Annotated in this window: 15 protein-coding genes; 11 read left to right on the top strand and 4 right to left on the bottom strand. The window is 71.9% G+C overall.

All coding sequences use genetic code 11. From position 1 onward, the window contains the following. The first annotated feature begins 16 nt into the window (after positions 1–16). Positions 17–796, top strand: coding sequence for an IclR family transcriptional regulator (locus OTB20_RS22225; protein ID WP_267819965.1), 780 nt, complete (start codon positions 17–19; stop codon positions 794–796). 15 nt (positions 797–811) lie between these two features. On the opposite strand, the gene OTB20_RS22220 is transcribed toward OTB20_RS22225, so the two are convergent. Together OTB20_RS22220 and OTB20_RS22215 are read right to left on the bottom strand one after the other, a co-directional pair. Next, entirely contained in the window at positions 812–2,275 is a 1,464-nt protein-coding gene (locus OTB20_RS22220; RefSeq protein ID WP_267819964.1) for a cellulose binding domain-containing protein, read from the bottom strand. A 13-nt stretch (positions 2,276–2,288) separates the two neighbouring features. Further along, the gene (locus OTB20_RS22215) at positions 2,289–4,643 is read right to left on the bottom strand and encodes a cellulose binding domain-containing protein (RefSeq protein ID WP_267819962.1); all 2,355 of its coding nucleotides are present in this window, start codon (positions 4,641–4,643) and stop codon (positions 2,289–2,291) included. A 214-nt stretch (positions 4,644–4,857) separates the two neighbouring features. Between OTB20_RS22215 and OTB20_RS22210 the strand changes: the two genes are divergently transcribed. After that, complete coding sequence (locus OTB20_RS22210) at positions 4,858–6,312, top strand: cellulase family glycosylhydrolase (RefSeq protein WP_267819960.1); 1,455 nt, start codon at positions 4,858–4,860, stop codon at positions 6,310–6,312. A gap of 180 nt (positions 6,313–6,492) precedes the next feature. Here the strand turns inward: OTB20_RS22210 and OTB20_RS22205 are convergent, their stop codons facing one another. After that, complete coding sequence (locus OTB20_RS22205; RefSeq protein WP_267819958.1) at positions 6,493–7,722, bottom strand: MFS transporter; 1,230 nt, start codon at positions 7,720–7,722, stop codon at positions 6,493–6,495. A gap of 5 nt (positions 7,723–7,727) precedes the next feature. Then, a complete protein-coding gene (locus OTB20_RS22200) occupies positions 7,728–9,071 on the bottom strand; it encodes a peptide ligase PGM1-related protein (protein ID WP_267819957.1) in 1,344 nt (447 codons plus the stop codon). 161 nt (positions 9,072–9,232) lie between these two features. Between OTB20_RS22200 and OTB20_RS22195 the strand changes: the two genes are divergently transcribed. The 9 genes from OTB20_RS22195 to OTB20_RS22155 all read left to right on the top strand — a co-directional run bounded on the left by OTB20_RS22195 (position 9,233) and on the right by OTB20_RS22155 (position 21,068). Continuing rightward, a complete protein-coding gene (locus OTB20_RS22195) occupies positions 9,233–10,426 on the top strand; it encodes an NAD(P)-dependent malic enzyme (protein WP_267819955.1) in 1,194 nt (397 codons plus the stop codon). After that, on the top strand, positions 10,423–11,598 hold the full coding sequence (locus OTB20_RS22190; RefSeq protein WP_420716458.1) for a 3-deoxy-7-phosphoheptulonate synthase: 1,176 nt from the start codon (positions 10,423–10,425) through the stop codon (positions 11,596–11,598). The genes OTB20_RS22195 and OTB20_RS22190 overlap by 4 nt, the downstream gene beginning before the upstream one ends. A 200-nt stretch (positions 11,599–11,798) precedes the next feature. Next, the gene (locus OTB20_RS22185; RefSeq protein WP_267819952.1) at positions 11,799–12,455 is read left to right on the top strand and encodes an isochorismatase family protein; all 657 of its coding nucleotides are present in this window, start codon (positions 11,799–11,801) and stop codon (positions 12,453–12,455) included. Then, complete coding sequence (locus OTB20_RS22180) at positions 12,452–14,338, top strand: anthranilate synthase family protein (protein WP_267819950.1); 1,887 nt, start codon at positions 12,452–12,454, stop codon at positions 14,336–14,338. The genes OTB20_RS22185 and OTB20_RS22180 overlap by 4 nt, the downstream gene beginning before the upstream one ends. Before the next feature lie 95 nt (positions 14,339–14,433). Then, complete coding sequence (locus OTB20_RS22175) at positions 14,434–16,908, top strand: helix-turn-helix transcriptional regulator (RefSeq protein WP_267819948.1); 2,475 nt, start codon at positions 14,434–14,436, stop codon at positions 16,906–16,908. Between the two features lie 237 nt (positions 16,909–17,145). Beyond that, on the top strand, positions 17,146–18,303 hold the full coding sequence (locus tag OTB20_RS22170; protein ID WP_420716457.1) for an AI-2E family transporter: 1,158 nt from the start codon (positions 17,146–17,148) through the stop codon (positions 18,301–18,303). Between the two features lie 59 nt (positions 18,304–18,362). Next, on the top strand, positions 18,363–18,629 hold the full coding sequence (locus OTB20_RS22165; protein WP_267819944.1) for a GlsB/YeaQ/YmgE family stress response membrane protein: 267 nt from the start codon (positions 18,363–18,365) through the stop codon (positions 18,627–18,629). Between the two features lie 106 nt (positions 18,630–18,735). Next, positions 18,736–20,151 carry an NAD-dependent succinate-semialdehyde dehydrogenase gene (locus OTB20_RS22160; protein WP_267819943.1) on the top strand — a complete coding sequence of 472 codons (1,416 nt, stop codon included), beginning with the start codon at positions 18,736–18,738 and terminating at the stop codon, positions 20,149–20,151. A gap of 89 nt (positions 20,152–20,240) precedes the next feature. Then, positions 20,241–21,068 (top strand): aldo/keto reductase, encoded by an 828-nt coding sequence (locus tag OTB20_RS22155; RefSeq protein WP_267819941.1) that lies wholly within the window; start codon positions 20,241–20,243, stop codon positions 21,066–21,068. Positions 21,069–21,160 lie beyond the last annotated feature (92 nt).

Raw genomic sequence — 21,160 nt, 5'->3', positions numbered from 1 at the left:
GATCTGGAGGGTGGACATGCCTGCTGCCCAGTCGGACGTCTCGACCGTGAAGTCCGCGGAGCGGACCGTGCGCATCCTGGAGGCGCTCGCCGCCTCCGCCGAACGGCTCACCGTCTCCGAACTCCAGGAGCGCCTCGGCTATCCGCGCAGCAGCCTGCACGCGCTGGTCCGCACCCTGCGCGAGCTCAAGTGGGTCGAGGCCGACGACACCGGATCCGCCTTCGGCGTGGGACCCCACGCGCTGCTGTCCGGAACCGCCTACCTCGACCGCGATCCCGCCCTGCCGTACGCGCACGAGGTGATCGAGGACCTGCGCGCCGAGACCGGGTACACCGTGCACTTCGCCCGCCGCGACGACGCGTACGTCCTGTACCTCGCGAGCCGCGAGGCGCGCGACAGCGTCCGCGCCATCTCCCGGGTCGGCCGCAGGCTGCCCGCCCATCTCACGGCGCTGGGACAGGCGTTGCTCGCCGAGCTCACCACCGAGGAGGTGGAGGCGATCCTGCCGAAGCGCCTGGAGGCACTCACCCCGAGCTCCGTCACCGACCGGGCCACCCTGCACGACGAGCTCGCCCGGGCGCGCGACCGGGGCTGGGCCCTGGAGCGCGAGCAGGGCACGTTGGGGGTCGCCTGCCTGTCGGCGCCGGTGCAGTACCGGATCCCCGCCACGGACGCGATCAGCTGCTCCATGCCGGTGGGCGCCGCCACGGAGAAGGAGGTCGAGCGGGTGGCGAAGGCCGTGGTGGCACACGCCACCACCCTCGCCACCACGCTCCGCCGCCACGGCATCAGGTAGCGGCGGGGACCGGCACTACGGCGTCACGGGGATGTTGGTCAGCCCGCTCACCGCCCTTGTCACGGCGTTGGACACGTACACGACGTTCGGCCGGGCCGAACACTGCGAGGTGGAGGTCACCTTGATCGCGTACGCGCCCACGCCGCCGAGGTCGGAGGTGTTGTCGCGCCACACCGTGCCACAGCCGTTGGGGAAGGACGGCGTGGTTGCGGGATTGTGCGTCTCGTAGCCGTTGGCGAAGGTTCCGGGCGCGGAGAAGGTGCCCTTGTTCCCCTCGATCAGGTAGTCGACGCCCTTGACGTCCACCCACGAGTCGGCCGAGTTCTGGCCGGTCAGCCCGCGGCCGTCGAAGGTGTTCCCGCGGATGATCCCGGCGAAGGTGCCCTCCTTGACATCGATCGCCTCGGCGGCGACGTACGGTCCGATCCGGTTGTTCTCCACCACCACCCGGTCCGAGCGGTCCACCCCGCCGGAGTTGCCGTGGCACCCCCAGTTCGAGCCGGCGGAGCCGAGGTACACGCCCTCGCCGTAGCCGGGCTGGACCAAGCCCGTGTACTCGACCACGGAGTTGCGGATCACGCCGTCGGCGGAGGAGCGGCGGAAGTGCACGCCCTCCTCCTCGACATGGTGGACGTACAGCCCGTCGAGGGTGACGTGGTGCGAGGCGTCGAGTACGACTCCCTTCTTGGAGTCCCTGACGGTGAATCCGGTGAGGTTCCAGTACGGGGCCCCGTGGAGCCAGAGCCCGTAGCCCGGGTCCCAGCCGGCCGTGGGCACCGGGCAGGACGGGGCCTCGCCCGAGGGGCCGTCGTTGACGAGCACGGCGGTCCGGGGCCCGGTGAGCGTGATCGGCTTGGCCTGGGTCCCGGCACGCTGGGTGATGAAGGAGCCGCGGTACTCCCCCGCCGCCAGCCGGATGGTCTGGCCGGGCGCGGCCGCGGCGAGCGCGCTCTTCAGCTGGGCGGAGGTCGCCACCTCGACCACGGGGCCCGAGGGCGCGGTGGGTGTCGGGGTCGGGGTCGGGGTGGGTGTCGGCGTGGAGGTGGGTGTCGGCGTGGAGGTGGGAGTCGGAGTGGGGCCGCCGCCGTCGCACGGCGCCCCGTTCACCTTGCAGTTGAGCGGCAGACCGAGCCCGCTCGCGTTGAAGCCGAAGCTCGCGGTCGCACCGGGCGCGATGTCGCGGTTGTACGCGACGTTGGCGAAGGTGTAGTGCTGACCGCTCCGGGTCTTGGTGGCGGACCAGTGGCTGGAGACGGTCGTTCCGGCCGGCAGGTCGAATTCGACGGTCCAGCCCGTCGCGGCGGCGTCTCCCCCGTTGGTGACCGGTACATCGGCTCCGTAGCCGGTGTCCCACACCGAGGTCTGGACGGCCTTCGCGGTGAGGCGCGGCGCGGCGGCATGGGCGGCCGGGCTCAGGAGTCCCGCCGCGAGGAGTGCGGCGAAGGCGGCTGCCGCCGCCCCGGGTATCGATTTGCGCATGGTGGCGGCGCTCCTATCGCAGACGTGCGGTGAGTTGGGTCGGAGAGCCGGGCCCGGAGGCGTTGAAGCCGAAGCCCTTCTCCTGGCCGGGGGCGAGGCCGCCGTTGTAGGCGACGTTGGTGAAGGTGTAGTGCTGGCCGCTCTGCGCCTTCGTGGCCGCCCAGTGGCTGGAGACGGCGGTGCCACCGGGCAGGTCGAAGCCCACCTGCCATCCCGTCACGGGGGCGGCGCAGTTGTTCTTGACGAACACGTCCATGCCGTATCCGCTGCTCCAGACCGAGGTCCGCACCGTCCTCGCGGTCAGGCAGCCCGCCGGGGTCGGCGTGGGAGTCGGCGTCGGGGTGGGAGTCGCGGTGGGCGTCGGGGTCGGACTCGGGATCCCGGTGGGCGTTTGCGTCGGGGTCGGTGTGGGGTTCCCTCCGGTCACCGACCTGAGGAAGAGCGAAGCACCGGTGTCCGTGAGGGTGGCGTCGATTCCGTGGCCACCCGTGTAGTCGAGCTGCTCGCGCCCGGCCCAGTCGCTGATCGGCGTACCGCCCGAGTCGAGGTGCTTCCATCCGCTGCCGCTCCAGCCGAACTGGTAAACGCGCTGATGGTCGGCGTAGTACGGGGTGTACGCCGCGCCCGCGGTGGCCTGCTTCGTCATCGTGTTGTTGAAGAAGACGTTGCGCGGCCCGCTGGAGCCCGACCACTTCACCGCCTTCTTTCCCGCACCCCACCAGATCGGGTACCACGTCGAGGCGTCAGGGGACCCGCCGCCCTCCTCACCGCAGTTGGCACGGCAGTTGGCGGAGCGGTGGTCGTAGGGCACGGTCACCTTGTTCAGTTCGAACAGGTTGTTGCGTTCCCAGCCGCCGTGCAGGTTGAGGTCGGAGTCGAAGTCGTTGCCGATGACCACGTTGCCGGAGGCCGACCACTGGAAGGTGAAGTGGCGCAGGTTGCGCGAGGTGTTGCCCGCGTAGAGCGAGTCCCAGACCCGGGAGCCGCGGAAGTAGCCGTTGCCGCCCTTGCCCTTGTTCCAGGAGCCGTCGAGCTGGTTGTCGACGATCTGGAGGTGGTAGGCCTCCTCGGTGACGATCGGGTGGGAGCCGGTCATCTCCGTCCTGATGCCCCGGACCCAGGAGTTCGCGGCCCACTTGAACACGATGCCGTGCATCTCCTGGGCCGGATCCATGTTGCCGTAGTTGTGCACGGCGCCGGCGGGGTCGAGGCCCGGGATCTCCTGGGTGAGTGCGAAGTCCTCGAATCCGACGCCGAGCACCGGGTCCACCAGGGGGGCGGCCTTGGAGTCGTAGACGGCACCCTCGATGGCCGCCGAACCGTCGGAGGTCGAGGTGACCGGTACGTCGTACTCCAGCGGTTTGTCCAGCGTGAGCGTGCGGTTCGCGGAGTCCACGGCGGCGATGGTGAAGATCTGCTGGCGCATGTGGATGTTCTGCAGGGTCCCGTCGGCGGGCTGGACGTTCTGCTGGGCGTAGAACGTGAGGGAGTTGGCGGCGCGGATGTTCACCAGCCCGCCAACGGCGAACGGGGTGAGCGCGCCGCTGGCGGCGAGGTGGACGATCCTGTCTCCGGTGCGCGCCGCGAACCCGGTGTCGCCGCTCTTGCCGCGCAGTTTCAGCCCAGCCTTCCAGTGCACGTCGACCGTGCCCTCGAAGAGGTCCTTGCGGTTCGCGGGGGCCGCCGCGTATTCGGAGGCGTAGGCCGTGTGCACCCCGCGCGACTGCACGCGGAAGAGGCCCCGGCCGGGCCAGATCCAGCCGCCCTTGGCCGATCCGGAGGTCATGCCGTCCTCGTCCCAGTCGGACCCGTCGGGAGTGAGGGCGTCGTACCGGGTGTCGGTGTCGGGCCGGAAGACGATGCGGGTGCCGCCCGGAGCGCTGCCGGCCCCGCGCAGGGTCAGGTAGTCCGCGTCGACGGAGATCTGGCGGGACACGTCGAGTACGCCCGCCGGAAGGGTGATCAGGGAGAGTCTGGTGTAACTGCCGCCGGGTGAGCAGTTGGTGCGGACGTGGTCGATGGCGGCCTGGAGTCCGGCCGAGTCGTCGGCCCCGTCTCCGGGTTTCACCCCGTACTGGGAGGCGAGTTCGGCCGCCGTGATCTGGCAGGCGGCGTCGGGGGTGGTCTGGGCCGGGCCCGGCAGGTCGGCGCCGCCCCGGTATCCGGCCTTCGACCAGTCGTACAGACCGGGCAGTGGGGTGCGTCGGTTGGCTTCTGACAGGTCCAGACCGACGAGCGGCGCGGGGGCGGCGGCAGCGGGCCGGGGATCGGCGGGGCGGGCGTCTGCGACTCCGAGCGCGACGCCCGAGGCGCACAGAACGGCCGTGGCGCCGCCTAGTGCGGCGACGGTTCTCCATCGTGCGGACAACGTACCTCCTGGGATTTGTGGGGGCGGAGGGGATGTAGCCGTGTCACATCGTGCTGACGTACGTCCAGCTGGTCAATGCCTGTCTTGGGATCAATATTTGATCCACATACGTGGATTCGGTGCGGGCTCTTGTGCGGCCGGGTCGGGCGCTGCTATTCCATTCCATTAGGAAAGTTTCCTTACGATCGCCCGATCGTCAACGGACGGAGACACCTTGAGACCCCCAAGCGTTCGACTGCGCTCCCTCGCCGCAGCCGCAACCGTCGTCAGCGGTCTGCTCGTCGGCCTGACGACCGCACCCGGTACGGCCTCGGCCGCACCCGTCACCCACGAGGCGGAGAGCGCCCTTGTGTCGAAGGGCGCGGCCGAGTCCAACCACGCCGGATACACCGGCAGCGGCTTCGTCAACTACGACAACGTCACTGGCAGTTACGTCGAATGGACGGTCAACGCCGCACAGGCCGGCAGCGCCACGGTCAATCTGCGCTACGCCAACGGCACCACGACCAACCGCCCCATGACCATCACGGTCAACGGCACGGCCGTCGCCCCGAACAAGGCGTTCAACGGGACCGGAGCCTGGACCAGTTGGACCACGGCGGGACTGACCGCCACCCTCAAGGCCGGTACGAACACCATCCGTGCCACGGCCACCACCGCCAACGGCGGCCCCAACGTCGACCACCTCACCGTCGACACCGCGACCACGACGCCGCCCGTGCCCGGCACCACTCCGGTCGGCATCAACGGCCAGCTCGCGGTCTGCGGCACCAAGCTCTGCAACCAGTACGGCAAGCCGATCCAGTTGCGCGGCATGAGCACCCACGGCACCCAGTGGTACGCGCAGTGCCTCACCAGCGGTTCGCTCGACGCCCTCGCCAAGGACTGGAACGCCGACGTACTGCGCGTCTCCACCTACGTCCAGGAGGACGGCTACGAGACCGACCCGCAGAAGTTCACCGACCTCGCCCACTCGCTCATCGAGCAGGCGACGGCCCGGGGCATGTACGTGATCGTCGACTGGCACATGCTCGACCCGGGTGACCCGAACTACAACCTGGCCAGGGCCAAGACGTTCTTCACTGCGATCGCCAACCGCCACAAGGGCAAGAACAACATCTTCTACGAGATCGCGAACGAGCCGAGCGAGGTGAGCTGGGCCAAGGTCAAGAGCTACGCGGAGCAGATCATCCCGGTCATCCGGAACATCGACTCCGACGCACCGGTGATCGTCGGAACCCGCGCGTGGTCGTCCTTCGGCGTCTCCGAGGGCGCTGACGAGACCGAGGTCGTCAACAACCAGGTGAACGCGGCGAACATCCTGTACACGTTCCACTTCTACGCGTACTCGCACCGCGAGGAGTACTTGGACACCCTCTCGCGCGCCGCCGACCGGATCCCCGTGTTCGTCACGGAGTTCGGCACCCAGAACTACGCCGGCGAGGGCAGCAACGACTTCACCATGTCGCAGAAGTACCTCGACCTGATGGCAGCCAAGAAGATCAGTTGGACCAACTGGAACTTCTCCGACGACGAACGCACCGGCGCCGTCTTCAAGACGGGCACCTGCGACAACAACGGCCCCTGGACCGGGACCGGTTCGCTCAAGCCGGCCGGTGTCTGGATCCGCGACCGCATCCGCACCGCCGACAGCTTCCCCACCAGCTAGCCTCCCGACCGACCCCTGGCCCCCGACCCCCGAACGCCCCCGCACAGGTGAAAACCACCTGTGCGGGGGCGGGGGCCTGACGGCCCCTTCCCGGTAAGGACCGTCAGGAGCGGATCGCGGCGGCGACGACGGCGACGGCTCCGCGGGCGCGCCGAGACGGCCATCGGCCCGCTCCGCGGTTCAGGGACGGGGGTCGCTCAGGGCGGGGACGGGTTTGCGGGTGGGGAGGGGGGTTCGCTCGGCGAGGGCGCTGACCGCGGTGATGACCAGGGCGATGACGACGCCGCCGAGGATGGCCGTCGTCGGGTCGGCGACTTCCAGGGCCACCGCGGAGAGGGACGCCGTGAGGCTGTAGCCGGCGCCCTGGACGGCGTACATCATCGAGTACCCGGCGGCGTGGGCGTGTTCGGGCAGGCGCTCGCGCAGGCTCAGGCTGCGCGAGACCATGACTCCCGACTGGAAGACACCCGCCGCCGCGAGGGCGATCGCCACACCGGGCAGTCCGGGCAGGACCGTCACGAGGGCTACGCAGCCTGCGGTGACGGCGAGCAGTACGAGGCTCTGGACGCGGACCGATCCCGGCCAGGTGCGCAGTCCGTAGCAGAAGGCTCCCCCGGCGCTCGCCAGGGCGAACCCGGCGAGCAGCGGCCCCGACCAGCCAACGGGCATGGAGCGGTCCTCCAGCAGTGCGGGCAGGACCAGTTCGGCGGTGGCGAGCATGGCCATGGCCGCGGCGCTGGTGAGGTAGACGGGCCAGCCGGACAGCAGGATCCGTGTCATGCCGGGTTCCCGGCCGGTCCGCCCAGCCGGAGTGGCCGAGGCGAGCGGCTCCGGCTCGGGCAGCAGGACGAGCAGGGCCGCGGACGCGGCGGCGAGGACGGCGCCGAGGATCAGCGGGGCTCCGGCGAAGGCCTGGAGCGCCAGGACGACGACGAGCGCGGGGGCGGCGGCCCAGGTGATCTGCGTGAGGGTGGCCTCCGCACTCAGGGCCCGCGGTACGGCGGCCTCGTCGACGAGGCGGGTCAGGAGCGTGCGGACGCCGCCCGGGCAGGCGGCCGGGGCCGCGCCCGCGAGAAACGCGAGGGCGATGGGCACGGGTACGGGTGCACCCCGGGTGAGGGGGATCGCGGCGAAGGCGGCCGCGGCGACCAGCAGGCCGGCGGCCAGCTGGGGGCGCATGCGGTGGCGGGCCAGCCGGGTGCCGAGAAGGGGGGCGCCCACCACCTCTCCCAGTACATAGACGGAGGCCAGGGTCGCGCCGAGGGTGTAGCCGCCGGGGCCCTCGCGGCTCATGAACACCAGGGCGAGGGGGGCCATCGCCACCGGCGCTTTGCCGGTCAGTGCGACGAGTGCCCAGATCAGCAGGTCGCGGGTCATCAGGGCCCGGTAGCCGCTCCTGACTGCGGTCACCGCCCTCAGCCCTTCGTGCCGAATCCGGCGAGCAGCCGGGTGACGCGTCCTTCGAGTGCTTCGGCGTGCTCCAGGCTCTCGCCGACCACGCAGTACTCGCCGAAGCCTCCGTCGGGGCTGCCGTCGTCCACCGTGATGAGCACTCCGGTGCGGGTGGCGGGGTCGTATCCCAGACCGGCGGCGTCCAGTGCGCGCACGGTGGCGGTGAAGCCGGGGAAGGTGCAGCGGCGCAGTTCCACCAGGACGCGGTCGGCGAAGTAGTCGCCCGTGACGACGCGTTCGCCGATGCGGTGGATGTGGGTCGATCCGCCGGTGCGGCAGTTGAACTCGTTGATGAGGATGTCCTGGCCGGGGGTGACGATCGCGTCGATGCTGACGGTGCCGCGGTAGCCCATGGCGTGCAGCGGTTCGCACAGCCGGCGGGCGGTCTCGAGGAAGCCGGGGAAGGCGTCGAGGCCGGCCGAGGGGGCGGGCACGATCAGGCCGTTGAGCACGGGCTTCATGCGCATCTCGCCGTGCCCGGTGAACTCGATGCCGCCGTCCTCGACGCGCAGTTCCGCGTAGATGGGTACGGACTGCGGGACGTAGTCCTCGATGACGACGGTGCCCCGGCCGCCGTCGGTCAGCCAGGGCCACCGGTCCGTCAGGTACTTGTCGAGTTCGGCGCGGTCGGCGGCGACCACGGTGCGCTGGGCTCCGATCGGGGCGATGCCGGGGACGGGGCTGACGATCTCGTTGCCGAATCCGGCTACGTGGAAGTCCTGTTTGAGGATGGCGGGCCGGCCGCGGCCGAGGAGCTGCTCCCACAGGAAGTCCGCGGCGTCGTCCTGCCCGGCGAAGACTCCGCCGCGCGGTACGGGCGAACCGGTGCCGCCGGCCAGGGCCCGGAAGGTGGCCTTGCTGTTGAGGAGGCGGCCGCCGCTCTGGTCGAGGAAGCCGAAGCCGGGTGTGGCGGCGTCGAGACCGAGGGCGCGGGTCAGGCCCGCGACGGTGCTGTCGAAGTGGAACGGGAGCACCTGGTCCACCCGGTGGGTGGCGACGGCCTCGCGCAGTTCGCGTACGAAGGTGTCGTCGCCGAGCCGGTCGCGGGAAAGCACGCCCTCGCCGAAGCGGCCCTGCGGCGGGACGAGGACCTGTACCGAGGAGCGGTCGATGCCGAGCCGGTCGGTGACGTAGCGCAGGAAGTCCTCGTCGGCGGCGACCGGGAGGACGAGGACATCGCCCTCGCCGAGGAGCCAGGCCATGCGCTGGGCCTGGTTGCCCACGTAGCGGCGGTATTCGGGGGCGAGCAGTTCGAGGTCGCCCACCATCTCCTCGGTGCGCTGGTTGCTGATGATCAGGGTCGCCATGGCGGTCTCTCGTCCTTAGGGGTCGCTGAATTCCTGCTTCGCCATTGTGTGTTCGCCATTGCGTGCGTGACCACTGCGCGAACGGGTAGTTCAAGGCTCCGGACCGGTACTACTCGAGCGAGTAGTCCGAATTCGCGGATTCCGTGGATAGCCTTCTCGGCATGATCACCACCAGGGCCGGAAAGCCGGTTACGGACGCCGAGATATTCGCCGCACACGAAGGCGGAAAACTCGGCATAGAGATCACCACCGCATTCGACGACCCACGTTCCCTCGCCGCCGCCTACACCCCCGGGGTGGCCCGGGTGAGCCAGGCGATCGCCGCCGATCCCGCACTCGCGGCGCACTACACCTGGGCCGGCCGGCTGGTCGCCGTGGTCACCGACGGGACCGCCGTACTGGGCCTGGGCGACCTCGGTCCGCGAGCGGCGCTGCCGGTGATGGAGGGCAAGGCGGCCGCGCTCAAGAAGTTCGCCGGGCTGGACGCGGTACCGCTGGTCCTGTCCACGACCGATGTCGACGAGATCGTGGAGACCGTCGTCAGACTGCGCCACTCCTTCGGCGCGGTGAGTCTGGAGGACATCTCCGCACCCCGGTGCTTCGAGGTCGAGGCCCGGCTGGTCGAGGCGTTGGACTGTCCGGTCATGCACGACGACCAGCACGGCACCGCCATCGTGGTCCTGGCGGCGCTGCGCGGAGCGTGCACCGTGCTCGGACAGTCGCCGCAGAGCCGCCGCGTGGTCGTGCACGGTGCCGGAGCAGCCGGTGTGGCCTGCGCTTCCATCCTGCTCGCGGCGGGCGTGCGGGACGTGACCGTGCTCGACTCGCGCGGCATCCTGGTGCCGGGACGGGCGGGCATGAACCCGGTCAAGGCCGCCCTCGCGGAGCGGACCAACCCGCGGCGCCTGCACGGCACGGCCGCGGCGGCGCTGCGCGGCGCCGACGTGTTCGTCGGCGTGTCCGGCTCCCGGGTGGCGCCACAGCTGATCGAGACCATGGCCCCGGACCCCGTCGTGTTCGCACTGTCCAGCCCGGATCCGGAGGTCGATCCGGATCTGGTGGCGGGATACGCCGCGGTGACCGGTACGGGCGCCGCCGACCGCCCGAACCAGGTCATCAACACACTGGCCTCGCCGGGCGTCTACCTGGGCGCACTGGACGCGGGGGCCCGTCGCATCACGGAGTCCATGAAGATCGCGGCCGCCGACGCGCTCGCCGAGCTCGCCGCCCCCGACCTCGCCGCGGACCGGGTGGTGCCGTACTCCCTGGATCCGCGGGTGACCCCTGCCGTCGCCCGCGCCGTACGGGCCGCCGCGCTCAAGGAATCCCCGGAATCGGAATGGAATTTCAGGTGAACGAGATACGAACTGCCATAGCGGCGCTGCCTGCCCTCCAGCAGCCGCAGTGGGGTGACCACCCGGAGCTTCCGGCTGTTCTGCGGGAACTCGAGAATTCCGCCCCGCTGATCACGGCAGCCGACACCGGTGAACTCACGGGGCGTCTCGCCGAAGCGGCCGCGGGCCGGATCCAGGTGGTCCAGGCGGGCGACTGCGCCGAGGACCTCGCCGAGAGCAACCCGTACGACGTGGCCCGCAAGGCGGGCCTGCTGGAGGTCCTCGCGGGGACCATGGCGATGGCCTCGGGCCGTCCCGTGCTGCGGGTGGGGCGGCTGGCCGGCCAGTACGGCAAGCCCCGCTCGCGGCCCACCGAGACGGTGAACGGGCGGGAGCTTCCGGTGTACCGGGGTCCCGCCGTCAACTCGGCCGAGCCCGACCCGGTGCTGCGGCAGCCGGACCCCGCCCTGCTGCTGCACGCCCACCGGGCCGCCCGGCGGGTCGTGGACGCGCTGGGCTGGGACCGGCCGCCCGCGGAACGCCACCGGATCTCGGCCCCCGTGTGGACCAGCCACGAGGCCCTGCTGCTCGACTACGAACTTCCGCTGCTGCGGCGGCAGTCCGACGGGTCGATACTCCTCGGCTCCGCCCACTGGCCGTGGATCGGCGAGCGCACCCGGCAGATCGACGGGCCGCACGTAGCGCTGCTGTCCCTGGTGTCCAACCCGGTGGCCTGCAAGGTGGGTCCGGGGATGACCCCGGCCGAACTGCTGGCCCTGTGCGCACGGCTGGATCCCCGGCGCAGCCCGGGGCGGCTCACCCTGATCGCCCGGATGGGCGCCGGTACGGCCGCCGCCCGGCTGCCCGCCCTGGTGCGCGCGGTACGGGCCGCCGGGCATCCGGTGCTGTGGCTGTGCGACCCCATGCACGGCAACACCGTCAGCGGGCCCGACGGGCTCAAGACCCGGCTGGTGGGCACCGTGGTGCGCGAGGTGGAGGAGTTCCAGGAGGCGGTCCCCGCGGCTGGAGGCACGGCCGCGGGCCTGCATCTGGAGACCACCCCGGACGAGGTGACCGAGTGCGTGTGGGGCTCGCAGGACATCTCCGTCGCCAAGACGAAGTACACGAGCCTGTGCGACCCGCGCCTGAACCCGGCACAGGCCGCGGCGGTCGCCGCCGCCTGGCGCTCCTGACCACGACGGTCCTGACGCCGACGCTTCTGACGCCGACGCTTCTGACGCCGACGCTCTTGACGCCCCGCGGCAACGGTCCCGCGGCTCCCCCGCACCACGGACCCCGCCGCCGCACCGCCGCACCGCCCGTGCAAATCCCGCCGCCGAGCCGCCGCGATCGCCTGCGGCGCGCCGCGTAGAGAAGGAATCCGAGGACGACCATGCCGGGAATTCCCGCCATCGCCCCCTACCCCATGCCCACCACGGCCGATCTGCCCGCCAACACCGCTGCCTGGGAGCCCGATCCGGGCCGGGCCGTACTGCTGGTCCACGACATGCAGCGCTACTTCCTCGAGCCCTTCCGGTCCGGCGGCTCGCCGGGCACCGAACTGATCCGCAACGCCGCCCTGTTGCGCCGCCGGTGCGCGGGCCTCGGCATCCCCGTGGCCTACACCGCCCAGCCGGGCGGCATGACCGAGAGCGAGCGCGGGCTGCTCGCCGACTTCTGGGGGCCGGGCATGCGCGTGGCGCCCGAGGACCGCGAGGTCGTCCCCGAGCTCGCCCCCCACCCGCAGGACTGGCTGCTCACCAAGTGGCGCTACAGCGCGTTCTTCGCGTCCGACCTGCTGGCGCGGATGCGGGAGGCGGGCCGTGACCAGCTGATCCTGTGCGGGGTCTACGCCCACGTCGGGGTGCTGATGACCGCCGTGGACGCCTTCACGCACGACATCCGCCCCTTCCTGGTCGCCGATGCCGTCGCGGATTTCGACGCCGCCTCCCACCGCCTGGCCCTCGAGTACGCCGCCGCCCGCTGCGCGGTGGTCACCACCACCGACGCCCTGGTGTCCTCGCTCCGCGCCGAAAGGGCCGCCCGGTGACCTCCGACCTGCTGGAACACGTACTGCAGGGGCGCCGTCAGGCCTACGCCCTGCTGCACCGGCCGGACTGGTCGGGCGAGCGGCTGGAGGTCCTCGCCGGTCCGTTGGCGCACGTCGGCGCGCTCGCCGACCTGCCGCTGCCGCCGTCCGGGGCGGCCGGCGGGACGGCGCGCCACGACGTCCTCGCCCTCGTCCCCTACCGGCAGATCACCGAGCGGGGCTACGCCTGCACCGACGACGGCGAGCCGCTCATCGCCCTGTCCGTGACCGAACAGGAGGCGCTGCCGCTCCACGAGGCACTGCGCAGGCTGCCCGACGAACCGGTGGCGCTGACCGGCGGCGGTTTCGACGTGCCCGACGAGGAGTACGCGGAGCTGGTGCGGCGCGTGGTGGCCGACGAGATCGGGCGCGGCGAGGGCGCCAACTTCGTCATCCAGCGTTCCTTCACCGCGGACGTCACCGACTACGGCTTCCGCAGCGCCCTGTCCTTCTTCCGGCGGCTCCTGCAGCGCGAGTCCGGCGCGTACTGGACATACCTCGTCCGGGCCGGGGAGCGCACCTTCGTCGGCGCGAGCCCGGAACGCCACATCAGCGTCGCGGACGGCAACGCCGTCATGAACCCGATCAGCGGCACCTACCGCTACCCCGCCTCCGGCCCCACCCTCTCCGGCGTCCTCGACTTCCTCGCGGACCGCAAGGAGACCGACGAGCTGTGCATGGTCGTCGACGAGGAACTGAAGATGATGGCCCGGATCTGCCCGGCCGGCGGCCGGGTCACCGGCCCGCACCTGCGGGAGATGGCGCGGCTCGCCCACACCGAGTACTACATCGAGGGGCGCACGGACCGGGACCCGCGGGAGATCCTGCGGGAGACGATGTTCGCGCCCACCGTCACGGGCAGCCCGCTGGAGAGCGCCGCCAAGGTCCTCCAGCGGTACGAACGGACCGGGCGCGGCTACTACAGCGGGGTCGTCGCCCTGATCGGCCGGGACGGGGCGGGCCGGAGCAGTCTGGATTCGGCCATCATGATCCGTACGGCGGACATCACCGGCGGCGGGCGGGTGAGGATCGGCGTGGGCGCCACCCTCGTACGCCATTCCGACCCGGATTCCGAAGTCGCCGAGACCCGTGCCAAGGCGGCCGGCCTCCTCTGCGCGCTGGAGAGCGGGCCGACCCGGTTCTCCGCCCATCCGCGGGTGCGCGAGGAGCTGCGCCGTCGCAACGACGGCCTCGCGGACTTCTGGCTGCGGCCGGCCGCCGACCGGCTGCGGCCGCTCCCCGGCCTGGCCGGACGTACGGCGCTGGTCGTCGACGCCGAGGACACCTTCACCTCGATGATCGGACATCAACTCGCCTCCCTGGGGCTGTCGGTGACGGTTCGCCGGTACGACGAGCCGTACGGTCTCGACGGACACGACCTCGTGGTCATGGGGCCCGGGCCGGGGGACCCCCGGGCGGCCGCCGACCCGAAGATCGGCCATCTGCGGGAGGTGACCGGCCGGTTGCTCCGTGAGGGTCGGCCGTTCCTCGCGGTGTGCCTCAGTCACCAGGTCCTCGCGAGCCGCCTGGGGCTGGCGCTGGTCCGGCGGGCGGTGCCCAACCAGGGCGTGCAGCGGGACGTCGACCTCTTCGGCACCGTGGTGCGGGCGGGCTTCTACAACACCTACGCCGCCCGCAGCGGGTCACGGGAGTTCGGCCATCCGGAGTTCGGTCCCGTCCGGGTCAGCCTCGACCCGGACACCGGCGAGGTGCACGCACTGCGCGGCCCTGCCTTCGCCTCGGTCCAGTTCCACCCCGAGTCCGTGCTGACCGAGGACGGGGAGCGCATCATGGGCGGGCTCGTGGCCGGGATGTTTCGTACGCGTACCGGCCGGACGGTCTGATCCAGCCGTGCCCCGCCCGGCATGGTTATGGTGGTGCGGGATGCGGAAACCGCCGGTCCGGCGAGGGGCGGTTGCTAGGGGCGGGAGACGGACGAATGGTTGCGGTGACGGCCTTGTACGGGCGCGAGAAGGAGCAGCGCCGCCTCCTGCAATTCCTGGACGAGCCCGCGCACGGGCGCCCCGAACTCCTCGTCGTCGGGGGGCAGACGGGCATCGGCAAGAGCCGTCTCCTCCTCGACGCCGCGGGCCGGGCCCGGAGCCGGGGCTTCGCCGTCCACCAGCTGGGCGACGCGGACCTGTACGCCCCCGCGCCGCCCCGGGCACTGCGGGAGGCCCTCGGTACCGAGCGGCCCCTGTTCGTGATCGACGACGCGGGGGCCGGGGCGGCCGAGGCCTTGCTGTCGCTGGTGCGGGAGCAGCGGCCCCCGTCCGCACGGCCGGTGTCCGTCCTGCTGGCCCGCACCGCGGGCGCGGCGGGAGCGGACCGGTCCCGTTTCCCCTCCTGGGAGGACGCGCGCTCCGAGCAGGGCGTGACGCGCACCTGCCTGGAGCTGGAGCCGCTCGGCGAAGCGGCGGTGCGCGAACTCGTCGGCGGGCAGCTCGGGGTGGCGCCCCAGCCCGCCCTGCTGGACGTGATGGCCTGCGCGAACGGCAACCCGCGGCTGATCGTCGAATTCCTCGAAGGGCTCCGCGAGGAGGGCCGCATCGGTCCCGACGGAGACCTGGTGCGGCTCACTCCCGGCCGGCTGCCCGACCGGGTACGGGCCACGGTCGCGGGCCTGCTGCGTGACATGTCGCCCGAGTCCGTACAGCTGTTGCGGGTGGGAACGCTGCTGGGCCGCACCTTCCAGCTCTCGCAGGCCGTGGCGATGCTGAACACGAGTACCGCCGCGCTGCTGCCCGCACTGGAGGAGACCCTGGCCATGGGGGTGCTGCGGCTCGCGGAGGACGGGGTCACCTTCGAACACCCGCTGCTGTGGCGGGCCGTGTACGAGGCCATCCCCACCGGAGTGCGCTCCGCCCTGCTGGAGGAGGCCCGGCGGGTGGCCGCCCGGCCGGTGCTGCCGCCGCACGACCTCGTCGCGCTGGGGCGCGGGACCGGTGCCCGCCGGGAGCGGCCGGGCCCGTCCGGCGGCGGCGCGGGCCTCCCCGGCGCCCTGGACACGCTGCTGGCCTCCGGTTACGCCGGTTCCGCCCTGGTGCTGGCCCGCAACGCACTCGGGCGGCCGATGCCCGACCACGAGGCGGCGGCGCTGCGGCGGGTGCTGCTGGACCTGCTGATGGTCGGGGTCGGCGGCAGCGAGGTGCTGCGCGGCGACACCGACCCTGCGGCCGGACCGGCGCCCGACCTGGCCGAGGACGGCAGCCAGGAGGCCCTGCGCGCCGCCGCGACGGCCCTGGCCCGGATCCGGTGGACCGAGGGCGACGCCGAGGGGGCCCTGCGCAGTGGCGCCGAGGCCGCCGAGCAGCCCCTCACCCCGGACACCGCCGCGGCCCGGGCCTACCCGCGGATCGCACACGCCCGGCGGCTGATCGCGGTCGGCGAGATCCCGGCGGCCCGCGCCCTCATCGGCCGGCTACTGGAGGAGACCTCCGCCAGGGACCTGGCGACCTTCGGGCCGGCCGCCGGTCTCGCGCTCGCCGAGGCCCATGTGCGGGCCGGGGAGCTGGACGACGCGGACGGGGCTGCGCGCGCCGCGCTGGCGGCGGCGGATCGGCAGGGCCTGCACACCCTGGCCGCGTGGGCGTCGGCCACCCTGGCCCGGGTGGCCCTCAGGCGCGCGGACGCCGCCCCGGCCGATGAGCACCTGGAGCGGCTGCGGGGGTTCGCGCCGCACCTGACTCCGCTGGCCGCCGTCCCGGTGGCGTGGCTGGGCCTGCTCCGGCTGGCGGCCGGGGGCGAGTCCCGGGCTGCCGCGCAGCTGCTGCGCGGCACCCACCGAGCCCTCCCCTCCCTGGGCACCCTGCACTTCGCGGAGCCGGGGGCCGCGGCATGGTTCGTACGGTTGTCCCGGGCAGCCGGGGATCCGGCGCCGGGGCAGGAGGCGCTGCGGACGGTGGAACGGCTGGCGGCGGCCAATCCGGGCATCGCCGGACTGCAGGCTGCCGCCTCGCACGCCCGGGCGCTCTTCGAGTGCGATCCGGACGGCCTGCGCAGGGCCGCCGCGGAACACACCGACGCCTGGGGCGGGGCGACGGCGGCCGAGGACCTACGGGCCCTGCTCGAGGCGCGGGGCCAGGCGGACCAGCGCGTGGAGGTCTCCCCCGGTTCCAGCTCCCATCTGATCCGGGAGCATCCGGGCCGGTGCGTCCCGGTGACCTCTCCCGAGTCGGCGGCACCCGCTCCGGGCGCCGCTGCGGGCTGGGAGGGACTGGGCGAGACCGAGCGCACCATCGCCTTGCGCGTCGCGGACGGCCTGACGAACCGGCAGGTGTCGCGCGAGGTGCAGCTGTCTCCGCACACCGTCAACTACTACCTCCGGCGCATCTACGGAAAGCTGGGCATCCGCTCACGGGTGGAGCTGACCCGCCTGGTGCTGGCCGAGTGCGAACGACAGCGGCTCCCCTGACCGCGGGCCCCTGACCGCGGGTTCCTGACCGCGGGTCACCGCGACGGCGGAGCCTCGTACGCGTGCAGAGTTCGAGGTCGGCATGGGTCCTGGAAAAGCTGACCCAGCTGGTCACACCTCGTAGGGGACGACCAAAGTCCCCCCGGTCCGGGACCATCGACTCCTCCTCGACCGCCAGGGCCGGGGCAAGGGCTCACGGGTAACCGCCCATCGCGCGAGCACCCAGTGAGGACCCCCTTGACCACGGAACAGTACGCGGCGTCCCCCGAGCATCGGACCGGGCTCCGGGAGCGTGTGAACAGCCGCCTCCCACCCGAGCCGAGTTCCGTCATCCCCTGGGGTGTACGGGTCGGCGCCGAAGCGGCCTGGCGGCTGATCGTCCTCGCCGCCGCCCTGTGGCTCCTGATGCGCGTGGTGGCCACTGTGCAACTGGTGGCGTTCGCGTTCGTCGTCGCCCTCTTCGCCACGGCCCTGCTGCGCCCCGCCGTATGCCGTCTCGAACGCTCCGGCCTGCACCGCGGCCTCGGTACCGCCCTGGTGATCGTGGCCGGATTCGCGGTGGTGACCCTGATCGGCTGGTTCGTCGTATGGCAGGTCGTCGCCAACTCCGACGACGTCGCCGGCCGCCTCCAGGAGGGCATCCACCAGCTGCGTTCCTGGGCGCTGCGCAGCCCCCTGCACGTCACGGACCAACAGGTCGAGCAGGCCGCCCAGAGCCTCAGCGACGCCGTCGGCGCCAACGCGGCGAAGCTGGCCACGACCGGACTGCAGGGCGCCACCTTCGTGGCGGAGTTCCTGACCGGGGCCCTGCTGACGGCCTTCTCCACCCTGTTCCTGGTCTACGACGGCCCCCGCGTCTGGCGGTGGGTGCTCGGCCTGGTCCCCGCCGCCGGGAGGCCCGCGGTGGCGTCTGCGGCCCCGTACGCCTGGCGCACCCTGACCGCCTACGTGCGCGGCACGGTGGCCGTGGCCTTCATCGACGGCCTTTTCATCGGGCTCGGCCTCTACCTCCTGGACGTCCCGCTGGCCGTCCCCCTGGCGGCGCTGGTCTTCCTGTGCGCGTTCGTTCCCCTGGCGGGCGCCGTGGCCTCCGGGGCACTCGCCGTCCTCGTCGCGCTGGTGACCTGCGGGCCGGTCACCGCGCTGGCCGTGCTCCTCATCGTCCTGGCGGTCCAGCAGCTCGAAGGACACGTCCTGCAGCCGTTCATCCTCGGCCGCGCCGTCCGCGTCCACCCGCTGGCCGTCATCCTCTCCGTCGCGGCCGGCGGCCTGGCGGCCGGCATAGCCGGCGCGGTGATCGCCGTACCCCTCGTCGCGGTCGCCAACACGATGGTGGGCCAACTCCGCCGCGCCGCTCACACAGAGCCGCAGGAGATTCAAAAAGACCAGGTTTAGACCTATTTTTCCCGGACACTCTGGAGGGGTGTCCGTGCCATCTCCACCGAAAGAGCTTCATGGGAATCATCGCCTGGATCCTGCTGGGCCTACTGGCCGGAGCCATCGCCAAAGCCGTCACCCCGGGCCGGGACCCGGGCGGGTGCCTGGCCACCGTGCTCATCGGCGTCGTCGGCGCCGTGCTCGGAGGGTGGCTGGGGAAGGTCCTCTTCGGAGTCGACTCGATCGACGGGTTCTTCCACCTGTCGACCTGGATCGCGGCCGTCGCGGGCTCGGTCTTGCTCCTCCTGGTCTACCGGCTCGTGGCGGGCCGTCGCAGCCACTGAGCTGAGCGCGGAGCACGTCGGTTGAGCTCCGCGACCCACCCCCTCAGGCCACCCGCCCCCTCAGGCCGCTCACCACACACACCGCACCTGTTCCACCGGAGGTTCCATGTCGGATCCACACAAGAGCCCGTTCGCGACCGTCGACCCGTACACCGGGGAAACCCTCGCCGAGTTCCCGGCCGTCGAGGGGGCGGCGGTCGACGCCGCGCTCGAACTCGCCGCCGAGGCGTTCGAGGCCTGGCGCGAGCGGCCGGTCGCGCAACGCGCCGACATCGTCGGACGTACGGCCGAACTGATGCGGGAACGCAAGGAAGAACTGGCCGCGCTCATCACCCTGGAGATGGGCAAACTCATAGCCGAGGCGCGCGGAGAGGTGGACCTCGCCGCGTCCATCCTGGAGTACTACGCCCGACGGGGGCCCGAGTTCGCCGCCGACGAGCCGCTCGACGTGGCGGAGGGAGAGGCGTACCTCGTCACCGAGCCCCTCGGCGTCCTGCTCGGTGTGATGCCGTGGAACTTCCCCCTCTACCAGGTGGTCCGCTTCGCAGGGCCCAATCTGGTGCTGGGCAACAGCGTGCTGGTCAAGCACGCCGGCAGCTGCCCGCAGTCCGCGCTCGCCCTGGAATCGCTGTTCCACGACGCGGGCGCCACCGAGGGCGTCTACACGAACCTCTTCGTGAGCCACGCCGAGGTCGGACGCATCATCGACAGCCCGATCGTCCGCGGAGCCTCCCTGACCGGCAGCGAGAAGGCGGGCGCCGAGGTCGCCGAGCGGGCCGGGCGGAACATGAAGCCCAGCCTCCTGGAGCTCGGCGGCAGTGACGCCTTCATCGTCCTCGACGGCGCACACCTGGAACGCACCGTCGCCGCCGCCGTCGCGGGCCGTATGGCGAACACCGGGCAGAGCTGTGTGGCCGCGAAGCGGTTCATCGTCCTGGACGAGGTCCACGACGCGTTCGTGGACGGACTGCGCCACGCGTTCGAGGCGCTGCGGCCGGGCGACCCCGCCGACGAGGCGACCACCCTGGGCCCCCTTTCCTCCGAGCGGGCAGCCGCGGACCTGGTCGACCAGATCCGCGAGACGGTGGAGCAGGGCGCGGAACTGGTCACCGGCGGCCACCGGATCGACCGGCAGGGTGCCTTCGTCGAACCCACGATCATCACCGGCGTCGAGCCGGGCATGCGCGCCTACGCCGAGGAACTCTTCGGGCCGGCCGCGGTCGTCCACCGGGCCGCCGACGAGGACGCGGCCGTCGCCCTGGCCAACGACAGCCGGTACGGCCTCGGCGGATCGGTGTTCTGCGCGGACGTGGAACGCGGGCGCCGGGTGGCCGAGCGCGTGGAGACCGGCATGGTCTGGGTCAACCATCCGACCTCGACCCAGCCCGACCTGCCGTTCGGCGGCCTCAAGCGGTCCGGTTACGGCCGGGAACTCTCCGAACAGGGCATGCGCGAGTTCGCGAACCGCAAGCTCGTCCGGATCCTCCCGCCCGACGCGGAGCTGCGCGGGATCGCCGGCTGACCGAACCGGCCGCGTCCGGGCCCTCCCAATGCGCGGCCAGTGACACCGGCCGCCGTAACGGCAATACCTGCACGACATCAGGAGCACCCATGACCGCAGTACCCGCCATCGCCCTCAACAATGGCGTGAAGATCCCCCAGTTGGGCTTCGGCACCTTCCAGATCCCTCCCGAGGAGACCCGGGTTACGACGCTGGCCGCCCTGGAGGTCGGCTACCGCCACATCGACACGGCGCAGATGTACGGGAACGAGAAGGAGGTCGGCCAGGCGGTCCGCGACTCCGGCCTCGACCGCTCCGATGTCTTCGTGACGAGCAAGCTCGCCAACGACGCCCACTCGCGAGACGACGCCCTGCGGGCCTTCGACCGCAGCCTCGAAGAGATGGGCCTCGACCACCTCGACCTGTTCCTCGTCCACTGGCCGTTGCCCACCCGCCGCGATCTCGTGGAGATCTGGCAGGCCCTGGAGGAGATCTACCGCTCCGGGCGGGCCAGGGCCATCGGTGTCTCCAACTTCCAGCCCCACCACCTGCGGCGGTTGATGGAAGGCAGTCCGGTGGTACCCGCGGTCAACCAGATCGAAGTCCACCCCTACCTCACCCAGGACGAGGTCAGGGCCTTCGGAGCCGAACACGCCATCGCCACCGAAGCCTGGTCGCCCATCGCCCAGGGCAAGGTGCTCGACGCGCCGACCCTCCAGCGCATCACGGAACGCGTCGGAAAGTCTCCGGCCCAGGTGACCCTGCGCTGGCACCTGCAGCGCGGGGACATCGTCTTCCCGAAGTCCGTGACCCGTGAACGCATCGCGGAGAACTTCGGCCTCTTCGACTTCGAGCTCACCGCGGCCGACATGGGCGAGATCTCCGCTCTGAACCGCGACGAACGGACCGGACCCGACCCGGACAGCTTCAACGGCTGAGAGCCGCGGAGCCGCACTCGACCCGCGAGCCGCCGGTGGCCCCGGGCCGGAGGGGAAGCCCCGCCCCGGTGCGGCCGGCCCCCGTCCGGGAG

The sequence above is a fragment of the Streptomyces sp. H27-H1 genome (assembly GCF_026627445.1).
In the GTDB taxonomy this organism is placed as follows: Bacteria; Actinomycetota; Actinomycetes; order Streptomycetales; family Streptomycetaceae; genus Streptomyces.
The sequence above is the reverse complement of the archived record's forward strand: the minus strand, read 5'-3'. Positions and strand labels throughout refer to the sequence as shown.

Excerpts from the sequence above, each read along its gene's own strand:
- OTB20_RS22160 (WP_267819943.1), top strand. The coding sequence starts at position 18,736 with ATGTCGGATCCACACAAGAGCCCGTTCGCGACCGTCGACCCGTACACC.
- OTB20_RS22220 (WP_267819964.1), bottom strand. The coding sequence starts at position 2,275 with ATGCGCAAATCGATACCCGGGGCGGCGGCAGCCGCCTTCGCCGCACTC.
- OTB20_RS22195 (WP_267819955.1), top strand. The coding sequence starts at position 9,233 with ATGATCACCACCAGGGCCGGAAAGCCGGTTACGGACGCCGAGATATTC.
- OTB20_RS22225 (WP_267819965.1), top strand. The coding sequence starts at position 17 with ATGCCTGCTGCCCAGTCGGACGTCTCGACCGTGAAGTCCGCGGAGCGG.
- OTB20_RS22185 (WP_267819952.1), top strand. The coding sequence starts at position 11,799 with ATGCCGGGAATTCCCGCCATCGCCCCCTACCCCATGCCCACCACGGCC.
- OTB20_RS22175 (WP_267819948.1), top strand. The coding sequence starts at position 14,434 with ATGGTTGCGGTGACGGCCTTGTACGGGCGCGAGAAGGAGCAGCGCCGC.
- OTB20_RS22200 (WP_267819957.1), bottom strand. The coding sequence starts at position 9,071 with ATGGCGACCCTGATCATCAGCAACCAGCGCACCGAGGAGATGGTGGGC.
- OTB20_RS22165 (WP_267819944.1), top strand. The coding sequence starts at position 18,363 with ATGGGAATCATCGCCTGGATCCTGCTGGGCCTACTGGCCGGAGCCATC.
- OTB20_RS22155 (WP_267819941.1), top strand. The coding sequence starts at position 20,241 with ATGACCGCAGTACCCGCCATCGCCCTCAACAATGGCGTGAAGATCCCC.